The sequence below is a fragment of the Gilliamella sp. B14448G11 genome (assembly GCF_016101765.1).
In the GTDB taxonomy this organism is placed as follows: Bacteria; Pseudomonadota; Gammaproteobacteria; order Enterobacterales; family Orbaceae; genus Gilliamella; species Gilliamella apicola_N.
Window position 1 is genome coordinate 113,177 of sequence record NZ_JACFPX010000002.1, and the last position, 13,287, is coordinate 126,463.

Annotated in this window: 8 protein-coding genes and 1 pseudogene; 4 read left to right on the forward strand and 5 right to left on the reverse strand. The window is 33.4% G+C overall.

The window, feature by feature from the left end:
* Positions 1-28: 28 nt before the first annotated feature.
* From H3S88_RS13445 to H3S88_RS01850, 5 genes and pseudogenes are all read right to left on the reverse strand, one after another.
* A pseudogene (locus tag H3S88_RS13445) lies at positions 29-871 on the reverse strand (DUF6708 domain-containing protein).
* 34 nt (positions 872-905) lie between these two features.
* Positions 906-1,751, reverse strand: coding sequence for a DUF6708 domain-containing protein (locus H3S88_RS01835; RefSeq protein WP_198227272.1), 846 nt, complete (start codon positions 1,749-1,751; stop codon positions 906-908).
* 34 nt (positions 1,752-1,785) lie between these two features.
* Positions 1,786-2,631 (reverse strand): DUF6708 domain-containing protein, encoded by an 846-nt coding sequence (locus tag H3S88_RS01840; protein ID WP_198227274.1) that lies wholly within the window; start codon positions 2,629-2,631, stop codon positions 1,786-1,788.
* 9 nt (positions 2,632-2,640) lie between these two features.
* Positions 2,641-6,273, reverse strand: a complete 3,633-nt coding sequence (locus H3S88_RS01845) for a toxin VasX (RefSeq protein ID WP_198227276.1) — start codon at positions 6,271-6,273, stop codon at positions 2,641-2,643.
* A gap of 35 nt (positions 6,274-6,308) precedes the next feature.
* Entirely contained in the window at positions 6,309-7,226 is a 918-nt protein-coding gene (locus H3S88_RS01850) for a hypothetical protein (protein ID WP_198227278.1), read from the reverse strand.
* Positions 7,227-7,946: 720 nt separating this feature from the next.
* Here H3S88_RS01850 and dndB point away from each other — a divergent pair.
* From dndB to dndE, 4 genes are read left to right on the forward strand one after another with little or no spacing between them, the layout of a single operon-like run.
* Positions 7,947-9,029: a DNA sulfur modification protein DndB gene (gene dndB / locus H3S88_RS01855; RefSeq protein ID WP_198227280.1), complete on the forward strand. Its 1,083-nt coding sequence runs from the start codon at positions 7,947-7,949 to the stop codon at positions 9,027-9,029.
* 2 nt (positions 9,030-9,031) lie between these two features.
* Positions 9,032-10,657 carry a DNA phosphorothioation system sulfurtransferase DndC gene (gene dndC, locus H3S88_RS01860; protein WP_198227282.1) on the forward strand — a complete coding sequence of 542 codons (1,626 nt, stop codon included), beginning with the start codon at positions 9,032-9,034 and terminating at the stop codon, positions 10,655-10,657.
* A gap of 1 nt (position 10,658) precedes the next feature.
* Complete coding sequence (gene dndD, locus H3S88_RS01865) at positions 10,659-12,650, forward strand: DNA sulfur modification protein DndD (protein WP_198227284.1); 1,992 nt, start codon at positions 10,659-10,661, stop codon at positions 12,648-12,650.
* Positions 12,650-12,997 carry a DNA sulfur modification protein DndE gene (dndE, locus tag H3S88_RS01870; RefSeq protein WP_198227286.1) on the forward strand — a complete coding sequence of 116 codons (348 nt, stop codon included), beginning with the start codon at positions 12,650-12,652 and terminating at the stop codon, positions 12,995-12,997. The genes dndD and dndE overlap by 1 nt, the downstream gene beginning before the upstream one ends.
* The last annotated feature ends 290 nt before the right edge of the window (positions 12,998-13,287 follow it).

The window sequence follows — 13,287 nt, forward strand, 5'->3', positions numbered from 1 at the left end:
TCCACTTTGATATCAATATTATTTTTTCCTAGGGTTGTTCGTAAGGGTAATGTTTGCCGACTAAATCATACTCCTGCTCTATTTTGGCAAGCTCTTCAAGTGATTCAGCTCGTGAAGCTTTATCAATACCCTCTGGCCAGTTAAATTCAGGCGTAAAGCAGTTAAATAATCGACCCAGCCAAAAGCGCCCCCTGATTTTGCCTTTATAATTCATCCCCTCCATACCATTCATATAACACAGTAACCAGCGCCATTCGCTTTTATGGACGTAATTGGCATTAAACCATAAACTAAAGTAATCTATCAGGGTATCGGTTTGTCGGTCGATCACTGCCGCAAAAATCTCCTGCTGAAAGAAGCCGTGACGTGAAACCATTCAGTCAATTGATTGCCAGTCATAAACTTTTATAACGGGTTTATAAAGCTTTCTTATTTCCCTTAAAGGAAAATAATAAAGTCGTTTACTTAACATTGGCTCGTACACATAGACTTTGCCGGTTTTACGGTTAAAACGTACCGGATATTCGGTAGGCCAAATAATGACTTTTGCCAATTGCATTAAACATAGAAATAATGCAAGCAAAGAAAATAGAATAAATCCTAATGAAAATGCTAATCCACTATATATATGATAAGGATTAATATCGAGAAAAAGCTGTATTCCAATATAAAGGGCTAAAATAAACACTCCACATCCACTTAGTTTTACAATCATCTCTAAGGTACGACCAAATTGGTCATCAGTGCGTCCTATTTCGATAAGCGTATTATTGCCAAAACGAAGATTGGTTAAGTCATCGTCTTTATCTACTGGTTTAAATTTTGCTAAGTCTTTAGGATAATGTTTATACCCCAATTTAAATTCTGCCATTATTTGTCCACTTTGATATCAATATTATTTTTTCCTAGGGTTGTTCGTAAGGATAAGATTTGCCGACTAAATCATACTCCTGCTCTATTTTGGCAAGCTCTTCAAGGGATTCAGCTCGTGAGGCTTTATCAATACCCTCTGGCCAGTTAAATTCAGGCGCAAAGCAGTTAAATAATCGACCCAGCCAAAAGCGTCCCCTGATTTTGCCTTTATAATTCATCCCCTCCATACCATTCATATAACACAATAACCAGCGCCATTCGCTTTTATGGACGTAATTGGCATTATCCCATAAACTAAAGTAATCTATCAGGGTATCGGTTTGTCGGTCGATCACTGCCGCAAAAATCTCCTGCCGCAAAAAGAAGCCATTACGCGTTACCATTCCGTCAATTGATTGCCAGTCATAAACTTTTATAACGGGTTTATAAAGCTTTCTTATCTCCCTTAAGGGAAAATAATAAAGTCGTTTACTTAACATTGGCTCAAACACATAGACTTTGCCGGTTTTACGGTTAAAACGTACCGGGTAGTCGGCTGGCCAAATAATAACTTTTGCTAATTGCATTAGAAATAAAAATAATGCAAACAAAGAAACAATAATCAATCCTAAAGGAAAGGCTCCATAACCATATATAGAATAAAGTCTAATATCGAGAAAAAGCTGTATTCCAATATAAAGGGCGAAAAGAAATGCCCCACATCCACTTAGCTTTTCAATCATCTCTAAAGTACGACCAAATTGGTCATCAGTGCGTCCTATTTCAATAAAAGTATTATTGCCAAAACGAAGATTGGTTAAGTCATCGTCTTTATCTACTGGTTTAAATTTTGCTAAGTCTTTAGGATAATGTTTATACCCTAATTTAAATTCTGCCATTATTTGTCCACTTTGATATCAATATAATTTTTTCCTAGGGTTGTTCGTAAGGGTAAGGTTTGCCGACTAAATCATACTCCTGCTCTATTTTGGCAAGCTCTTCAAGTGATTCTGCCCGTGAGGCTTTATCAATACCCTCTGGCCAGTTAAATTCAGGCGCAAAGCAGTTAAATAATCGCCCCAGCCAAAAACGCCCCCTGATTTTGCCTTTGTAATTCATACCTTCCATACCATTCATATAACACAATAACCAGCGCCATTCGCTTTTATGAACGTAATTGGCATTATCCCATAAGCTAAAGTAATCCATCAGGGTATCGGTTTGTCGGTCGATCACTGCCGCAAAAATCTCCTGCTGCAAAAAAAAGCCGTTACGCGTTACCATTCCTTCAATTGATTGCCAGTCATAGACTTTTATAACCGGTTTATAAAGCTTTCTTATTTCCCTTAAAGGAAAATAATAAAGGCGTTTACTTAACATTGGCTCGTACACATAAACTTTGCCGGTTTTACGGTTAAAACGTACCGGGTAGTCGGCAGGCCAAATAATGACTTTTGCTAATTGCATTAGACATAAAAATAATGCAAGCAAGGAAAATAGAATAAATCCTAATGAAAATGCTAATCCACTATATATATAATAAGGATTAATATCGAGAAAAAGCTGTATTCCAACATAAATGGCGAAAAGAAATGCCCCACATCCAGTTAGTTTTACAATCATCTCTAAAGTACGATTAATTTGACCAAGAGTGCGTCCTATTTCAATAAGGGTATCATTACCAAAACGAAGATTGGTTAAGTCATCGTCTTTATCTACTGGTTTAAATTTTGCTAAGTCTTTAGGATAATGTTTATACCCCAATTTAAATTCTGCCATTATTTGTTCCTACTCAAATGTAATGTAATCTTCTAATTCAATGGTGAATGGTTCTTCGCTGCCATTTTGCTCTTCAATAAAACCTAGCACACTTATTTTTGTATCGATATTATCATCAGCCACATAGACCACTGGACAGATGATTAATGAGCCTTGTTCATCAAGCTTATAGGTCACCAGCTGATTTTCTGCTGATAATTGATTTGCTTGGTTTGTAAAATCAACTTTCATCTCTAACGTTGAGAGCGAGCCAGCAGAGCTATCACGAGAGGTCGTTGATTTAAAAGTCGTTCCTGTCAAGTTATGACCAATTAGCTCGTTTTGACTGCTCTCTTTTTTTTCAACAACCAATGATCCATAATAGCGAATACTGTCCGGTTTATAATTAGGTAAAATTACATTCAGATAAATATCCTGTTTATCACCATAATCCAGAATAAAACTTTTTTGCGATTTTTTGGTTAGAAAAAGTTCGTAACCACGAGAAGCACCATAAAAGCCATGAATCAGCTTTTTAACACCGTCTTCGGTTAAAGGATAAGGAGATAAATTGCCCGTTAGCTGATTTAAACCAAAATAGCAGCGGTCAAACCAACGCTCCATAGACGTTAATGAGGTCAGTTCGCTCATAAACGCACAAAATATCGATAATACAATACAGACAACCGATAATGCGATACCAATACCAGAGCTACCAAAAAACATTGATATAGCTAAAAAAGCTCCAGATGCAGCTTGCCATGTTCCAGAAACTTTAAAACCTGCATTTATTTTGTTCAAACCAAAATACATTTCTTTTATTCCTTCAGCAGCCCCCCATAATCTTGCTATTACTGTCAGTTGTCGGGTGATACCAATTAATACTTTCATTACGGTTTTTTCGGATAGTGCCACAGCTTTATTAGTAACGCTTATCATTATTTTACTTTTAAAGTTACCTGACATCTTTGCAAGCTTATCGACCGAGTTAGTAATAAAAGTTATGGTATTAATCGAGATAGATACGCTAGCAAATATAAGTCCTGCCATTGCTTCACTCCGCTGTTCTTCTGTTAAATTAGTTTTTTGCAGAGTTTTATTATTATCTAGCAATAATTTTGCTTGCCATGCTAATAAAAGGAATTCAAATAGAATTGAGGTGCTACTTGCTGCATAAGCCACCCGTAATTTAGGATTGGAAGGATGATTAACCGGCGTATTACTTAGATGGGGTGAAGGTTCGTTAGCGGTAATAGAGGGTACGCTTTCTTTAATCACATTTCCCATCTCTTGGGCGCCTTCGGTCATAGTATTAGCATGAATTGAAATATCAATATGGTTATTGGTGATTTTATTTATTAGTGTTTTTACGGATGCAAATTGATTTTTTGTGGTATCTGAGGCATATCTTTGCAGGTAGGCTTTTAATTCATTAATACCCTCTTGTGTTCCTCGACCTTTAAATGTTGCGGTTATCAGTCCATCTTTACTGTCAATAATCTCAAAACCACTAAAATTAGAACCATGTTTGGTTTTGAGCTGAGCCTCAAGTTGATTATATCGATCTTCCGGTAAGGTTAGACGAAACTCATCGGTAATTAAATCAGGATTTACTGTTTTTGAGTCAGTATTATTTATGACAACATTATTATCAATTACCGTTGCCAGCTTATTCACATCATTGACAGCACGATTGCCTCTATTAGTCCGTTTCACATAATCTTCAATATTTTTAAAACCATCATCATCACAAAATATTGTTAAGGTGATAGTGGTTTTTTTGGTGTCTTCAATGGTGGTTTGCGAAGTAATTGAAACATTTTTATTACTCTCCAAAGCACTTATTTTGCCAGTGTTGATATTAAATGTAATAGTTCTACTTTTAGCATTCGTGTGCCCTGCTTCTGATAACGCTTTTTTTACACCTTGTGCATTAGTGATTTTTTCTAATTGTTTACCAGAACTCTCAGGTTGAATTGCCTGTGATTGTGCTAAAGCCATAATCGGATTAATAAGGCAATGTTCAATTAAAAAATTGTTGAGCTCGTTGCCTTTATCCGCTAGTGATTTGATATCACCCTCTTTCCAAAAAGAAGGATTTTTTCCTGCAATGACTTTATGAAAATAAGTCTCATCACTGGATAGGAGTTCATCCCATAATCCCATATCATAATAACTGTTACCTTGCGTTCTAAATATCTGAATTGAATCATTTAATATATCATTATGGATATCTTGGTTATCATAATTGAACTCCTGCTCCCAAAATTTAACAGTATTAAAACTGGATATTTTTTGCTCAGGAAAGGTTATCTCTTCCTTATTTTCAAATTGATGTTTTCTACCCGAAAAAAAATCAGAGGCAGACAACTTATCGCAAAATAACCAGCGACAATAAAGGGTGTAATCTCGACCATTATTCTTTTTAATTTTCTCATACTGTTTTACTTTATCAGCAAAGCGATTGTACTCTTCAAGTTTTAATTGATTATTAAACTTTGCCCAATATTGGTCGAAATCATAATGTGCTTTTTCTGCTTGGGATAAGTCGTAGCGCAAATTACCTGTTTCATCGACGATTTCCGGCGAGCCACCATATTGCCATTTATCACTACTAAAAAGATTTTCTAAACTAGAGACAAAAACGGTACCAGCTGTACTATTTTCATCAAAATATTTTCTCATAGCAATTTTATATTGCTCAATTAAGTCATAATTTAATTTTTTATATTGACCCTCTGGGGTGTGAAGTTCATGATACTCATAAGGAATATCGCTTTTATCATCAATTTTATTATGTAATTTAGCATCCCCTGTATAATTGACTTCGGCTAAGCGTTGAAAATTTAAGTCCTCAACCATACCTAGGGGATCTTCTAAAATAACCGCCCCAACTGGTTTTTTATATTGAGACTTTCGGGCATTGATAAAATTAATAAAAGGATCACGTTGTTGACTCTTATCTTGATAATTCGGTAAATAACTCAATTTATCAGTCATATAGGGTATAAATTCTAAAATTTTACCAAAAATATGTTGGCCAGCTAAATCTATGCCTCTTGGGTGGTTATCTGGCGCTTGAATAAATGAAGTTAAATCAATTTTAGTAAACCGAGCTAAATTTTGGCTATTTTTATAATAATCAAGAGTTTGTTTATTCCAAGGGTAACGGCTATAGGCAATCCATAAAAAAGGTTTGTCGCTTAATTCGTCATTGCTAATATCAACCGAGATAAATGAAGCTGGGACATAATGATTGTCAGCTAGACATCGTGTTGGAAAGGGATCCTTGTTATCGATTTCAAGATCTTCTGGTGCTTTTTCCCTTAATATACCGCCCTCTAAAACTTCATAATACCGAATATAGTCTTTTTTATTATCGGTTCCTGCAAGGACATAAATATAGCCTTCTCGTAACACTCTTAATACTTCATTATGATCTTGTAACGGTTCTTGTGGCTCTCGGTCATCAAGAGAGTATTGTGATGAATCGAAGAATGAAAAGAGCTGCGAATATGGTGAAGACCAAACCTTATTTACCGCAGACTTTCTTAAGAGTAAAATCGGATATCCTTCCCTTACACATGCATGCCCATTGTCTGTTAATGATACAATTGCCGATAAGCTAGAAGTATCAACGTGTTGTGTATTTTCACTAACCATAGTTTTTCCTATCCAAATCTATCTATCGAGTAATATTAATTATTATTTTGATTTATACTTGCTTTAATATCATTTTCCAATTGTTCTAAACGTTTCTTTAATGAACCTGGTGCTAAAATCGCTGATAAAATATGCGGTGAAATCGTTTCGATAGTAATTAAATCAACCTGATAAATCAGGCAATACAGTGCATAAACTAATCTATCTTCAAGGTTGGTAAATCCAATATTTTTTGCATCAAGCAGTTTTTTAGCGGATAAAAATAACGCATTAGGTGGCAATGTTTGAATATTATCTTGCCACATTTTGACCAACCCAAAAGTGGCTTTGGGTTCATTTTGATACTGTAATGCATTTTGTAAAAATATCTGACTGGATAAGAGAAAGTCTTTCGTCAGTAAATTATCGGCTGCTTTAATTTGAATTAATTGGCCATAATAATTCATATAAGTATAGCGATGAATAAAATTAAATAATCCTGATAATAAACTTTCAACCGAGAGGCTTTCTTTTAATAATTGCAATCGAATATGTTCATAGAAAGGTAAGAAAGTAGGCTGTTTAGGCGAGAGTAAACGACCTAGCTGTAGACCTAAATCAATCATCTTTTCGGCTAAATTCTGTATATCAAGTTCACTACTTATCCACGCACAAATGTAATGTTTGTAATGGGAGCGCTCTTTTTCGATTCGAGTTATCGTTAAATCCAATAATTCAGGCTCTAATACTTCGCCCGGTTTCGCCAGCAATATAAGATGGGGACAAATAGTAGGTTCATAGGATAAATCAGGGCGTAAGATAACTTTAAGCTCATCGCTAGAAAAGACATCTTTAATATTTTCCAGCGCGAGTGGCTCAACAATTTTAACTGGTTTTAATGGGTCTACAAGTAAATAACGGTAACAGTTAGCTTGATCTTCGTTTAAAGCATTTGATAATTGATGTACTAACAAAACTAAAACCTCAACAAACAAATCAATAACAATTATTTATGTGGTTTAGTTTATCTGTTTGACTATTATAATGCAAAGAACATTATCAACTTTACTGATAATAAAGATGTCTTCAAAAACGTGTTGTTGTCTTTCTAATTTAAGTATGAAGCACCTGACATACGCATTGTAAATGAATAAATAATAAACTCATATATAACCAGAATTATATTATTAATCATTGCGTCATAGTTTAGACACTTTTATCCTAATCTGGATTGATTTCAGTTGAAGCCAGTTGATAAAAAATAGGAAAAGTAATTCTAATAATTGCTTTGGACATAAAAAACCAGCTTTGGGCTGGTGTATTTTTTGGAATTGGTGTGGGAATGCAGAATTGAAAAGATAGTTCTAAATATTGTAATTATTAGGATTAGATAGTTAAGTTGAGTAATTTATCTTTAATTAGATCTATAATAGGATTAAGTATCATTATTAAAGTAATCATAGTTATTATATTTGCTATTTTATTTATAAAAATGACTATTAAAAATTTTCACTTGAAATAAGCTTAAGATATTTTAATTCAAATATTTAAAAAATAACTGTATGTTTATACATGTAATGTGATATATTTACTTTAGCTTAATAATATACGTAAAATTTTTACGTAAAAATATATTTACGTATTAAAATAACGTATTATAGAAATCAAACTTTTTTAAATTAAGTAAAATGACTATGAATAATCCTCTTGACTCTAATTATTGCTATTCATTCCCTGCTGTGCGCGGAATACAAGCTGGTAGGTTTTACTATATTGCCACATGTCCTCTACGAATTATTCCAAAAATATTTAGTTTCGATGAAGATGAAGTTCCTCCTGAACTAAGAGCACAAAGAAAGTTAAATAAATCCCGTATTCCTGAAATGGTTAGATATTTATTGGATAACCCTAAAGATTATGTATTCTCTGCATTAACTGCATCAATTGCTGTTGATATAGAATTTACAGAATATTCTGGTTCACCAAATTTGGGAGTGTTGCGAGTGCCAATGGATGCTCAAATTTTAATTAATGATGGTCAGCACCGACGAAAAGCAATCGAAGAGGCTATAAGGGAAAAACCAGAACTTGGACAAGATAATATTCCTGTTTTATTTTTTGTAGATGAAGGATTAGAAAAAAGCCAGCAGATGTTTGCCGATTTAAATAAATACGCAGTAAAACCAAGTCCATCATTAGCAACGCTTTATGATCACCGTGATCAAGCATCAGACCTTGCTCGGAGCTTAGCCTCCGAAACAAAACCATTCATTGGTTTAACTGAAATGGAAAGATCCAGTATTTCAACACTATCTAATAAATTATTTACACTAAGTAGTATTAAACAAGCTACACGAGCTCTTTTAGCCAAAGGCCCAAAAGATAGTTATTCTGATAAAGAAAAAAAATTAGCGATTGAATATTGGTATCAGGTATATCTTAATATGCCTGATTGGAAAATGGCAATAGAAAAAGAAGTGTCTGCTTCACAGCTCCGTCAAGAATTTATTCATTCTCATGGTGTTGGACTTCAAGCTTTAGGAATGCTTGGGCAATGTTTATTACAGAATAACACTTTAAATTGGAAGGAAGAATTGACAAAATTAAAATTAATTAATTGGCGTAAAACAAATCCAGAATGGATTCGTAGAACGATGTCACATGGAAAATTGAGTAAATCGACATCTTCAATTCAATTAACCACAAACTTTTTAAAAATAACGTTTAAATTACCTCTTACTGAAGAGGAAAAAAAACTAGAGCAACAAGTGAATTAGCAATGACAAATTTAAAGCAATGTTATGATTTAGATGATTATAAAGATTTTATTAATCAAGAAATATTCTCTGGTCGAGTTTTAGCTGAATATGTAGCAGAAGTTCAGAGAATTTATTGCTCAGATAAACGACCTTGGGTTATAGGTTATAGTGGGGGAAAAGATTCTTCAGCAGTCGTTACGCTTGTCTATTTAGCTTTATTAGGTTTAGAGCCTAAATACAGAACTAAATCAGTTTTTGTTGTTTCATCTGATACGTTAGTAGAAACACCTGTTGTTGTTGATTTAATTAGCCGAACATTGGGACAGATTGAGAAAGGAGCCAAAAGAGATAATTTACCTTTAACGTCTCATGCAGTAGTGCCTAAAACGCACGAAACATTCTGGGTAAATCTTTTAGGAAAAGGTTATCCTGCACCAACAAGAAGCTTCCGTTGGTGCACAGAAAGAATGAAAATTAATCCTGTAAGTGATTTTATTAAAGATAAAATTAGTCAATTTGATGAGGTTATTGTTGTTCTTGGTTCTCGTAGTAGTGAAAGTGCTTCTCGAGCACAGGTTATAGCCAAACATAAGATCGATGGTTCTCGTTTAGCAAGACATACGACCTTAGCAAATGCTTTTATTTATACACCTATTGATACGTGGGATGTAGAAGATGTTTGGAAACTATTAAGAGGTGCGTTTAAATATACTCCTGATGATATTGATGAATGGGAAACTCCATGGGGGGGTAATAATCGTCCTCTTTGGACTCTGTATATGGACTCGTCAGATCAGGGGGAATGTCCTTTAGTCATTGATGAAAGCACACCATCTTGTGGTAATTCTCGTTTTGGTTGTTGGACATGTACAGTTGTGAAAAAAGATAGAGCCATGGAGAGTTTAATCAAAAATGGTGAAGAATGGATGTCTCCGTTACTAGAATTTCGTGATCTTTTATCAGAAACTACAGAGCCAGAAAAGAAAGATATTTATCGAAATTATAAACGACGAACAGGTAAAGTGAGCTATCAATATGCAAAAGAAGGCGAAGATATTGCTATCGCTAGAAAAATTGTGCCTGGTCCTTATTGGTTAGATTATAGAAAAAAGTGGTTAAAACAGCTTTTAGAAATAGAGTTGAAATTCAACCAAGAAGGTCACAAAATTCAGTTAATTACAGAACCTGAATTACATGCAATTCGGCAAGAGTGGTTAAGAGATCCTAATGAACCAGATTGGAGTGATTCTTTACCTAAAATTTATAAAGAAGTGTATGGAAAAGATTTAAATTGGATTATTGATGATCAATCTCATTTTGATCAATCGGATGCGCAACTTTTACAACAGCTTGCCCCAAAATATGATATTGAAGCTGAAATGGTCATGAAATTGATAGAACTTGAAGTAAGTTTAGAAGGTATTAGTCGTCGACAAGGTATTTTTAATAAAATTGAAAATATCCTGAAACAAGATTGGGGTAAAAACCTAGCAGAAATTGAAAAAAAACAAGCTGAATTACAAAAACGCCACGAAAAAGACATACATCAAGAAGAGATAGCCAGCATTGAAAATGAGCTAAAGAATTTACATAGCGAATTTATAAAAATAGATAGTTCAATTTCATTATTGGGGAAAGGTCATTAGTATGATTATTAAAAAATTAGTTTTACGAAACTTTCGAGTTTTTCAAGGTATACATGAAATTGAATTATACCCTAATAATAATAAACCAATAATTTTATTTGGAGGTTTAAATGGCTCTGGGAAAACATCTATTCTTACAGCAATACAATTAGCACTTTATGGAAAAATGGCTTTTGATAGTGTTTTAACTAGACAGAATTATATTGACCAACTTTCAAGCCTTATTTATAAAAACTCAGAAACCAATGAATCAGAAAAATTTGCCTCTATTGAACTAACCTTTACTTATAATCAAGCTGGGTACACATCGGATTTTACTGTTACGCGTAGCTGGTCATTGGGGCATCAAGATGAATTATTCCTATCACAAAATGGTAAACTATTAAAAGAATTGAATTATGAACAATGTCAGGGATTTCTCAATGAGTTAATCCCTAATGGAGTGGCGGATCTTTTCTTTTTTGATGGTGAGAAAATTGCTTCCTTAGCCGAAGATGAGTCTGGAAAAATTTTACAAACAGCTGTTCGACGATTATTTGGATTGGATCTAATAGAAAAATTACGAAATGATTTAATTATTTATTTAAAACGGCATACAACCAATACACTAGATATAAAATATCAAGAAATATTAAATCAATTAGAACAGGAAAAAAATACCTACCTAAAAGAAGCTGAGCATTTGAGAACATCTGCCCATGCAATTTATGTGCAAATATTGGGGATTACAGAAAATATTCAAAAAAAAGAACGGTTATTTTCAGCTGAAGGAGGAGCTTTTGCCCTAACTAAATCACAAGAAAAAGAAAAGGTAAATACACTTGTCAAAGAAAAAGAGACTCTAGAAAGAGTAATTCGCCAAGAATTTGATAATTCTTTCCCTTTATCATTAGCCCCTAAAGCATTAACTAGTTTATTTAAACAATTACAACAAGAAGTAGAATTGAAGCGAACTCGGAGTTTCATTACTGAACTAAACCAATTTTTAAGCAAATTACAGGCGGATATGTCTTTTCGCTCAACAACGACGGCTAAAATAGCTAGTGAAGCAATTAAAGATCAATTAGAAAATTATTTAGCCGATAAACCTTCTGGTGAAATATTACTTGATATTTCCGAGCGTGAATTGGGTCATTACCAAAAAATGATTCAAATTGATGCTGAAAAATCAAAAAAGAGCTTTCAAGAATTACTGACTAAATTGAACATGGTTGAAAATGATTTAGAACAAGCTTCATTAAATATTCAACGAGCACCAGAAGATGAGCAATGGCTGGAGCTTTTCTCTCAAATCAGGCAGTTAGATCATGAGAGAATTAATAAAATTAATGAACACAATTATCTTATTGAAGAAGCAAAAAAAATGTTAGCTTTAGCATTGGATAAAGCGAAACAAATCCAGAAACTTCATGATCAAGTACGTTTGCAATATAATTCCAATAATTCAATACAGTATGCAAAAAATAGTCTTGATCTTTTAGATGAATATACAGTCTTACTTACGCAGTCTAGAATTAAAGTATTGGAATCAAAATTCTTAACGGCATATAAACGTTTAAATCGTAAAGAACATGATCACTTAACAGTTAAGGTGAATCCAAACACTTTTGATATTGAACTTATTGACAATAAAGGTCAATTTATAAATCGTAAATCTTTATCGGCAGGTGAAAAACAGATTTATGCTATTGCTATTCTTGAAGCACTAGGTAAAACATCAGGTCGTCAACTACCTGTTATTATTGACACTCCTCTTGGACGATTAGATTCTAAACATCGCGATAAGCTAGTTAAATACTATTTCCCATTAGCAAGCGAACAAGTCATTATTTTATCAACAGATACTGAGATTGATGAAAATTATTTCTTTGATTACTTGAAGAATGATATTTCTCATAGTTATCAGATACACTTCAATAATGAATCTTATTCTTCAGAAATAACCAAGGGTTATTTTTGGAAAGAATTAAATAAAAATAAAGAGGTATACTAATGTTACCAAATAGAATGCAACTTACACGTCAAACGGAAGAGCAATTAAAACGTTTAAAAACAATGACGGGGATTACACCAAATATTTCTGCTCGTTTAGCTTTTTACCGTTCTATTGAATCTGGATTTCGTTATCAAATTGATGAACGAAAACTAGATGGTTTGTTAGTACTTGAAAAATCTGTTTGGCTTGGAGAATTAGAAGGTATTACTGAATTACTACTCAAATTCACTTATCCAGAACTAAATAGTAAAGAAATGATGAAAGCATGGGCTGCTCATGTTGAGGATGGTGTAGCTGCTTTGAGAAATCATAAGAATTTAATAAGTTTTTCAACATCTCTTTAATTATTATTAATATAAATTAGGGTGTTGTGTAGAACTAGATTTAGTCATTGATCTAGCAAAAAAATAATATACTTTTTTGGAAATTAAATGCTAATGATATGGCGTATTTAGCTTCAATTTTTGGCAGCACCGTTTCTTTCTTTTACTTTAATTTTCACATTTACCAAATATGGAAAAGATAGAAAAAACTTAATATAGGTACTTTCAATCAGGTGATCTTTAAATCATGTTAATAATTAGCATTTTTAATTCGCTATTTACCTAAATCATAGTCTTTTAACACTTTATCA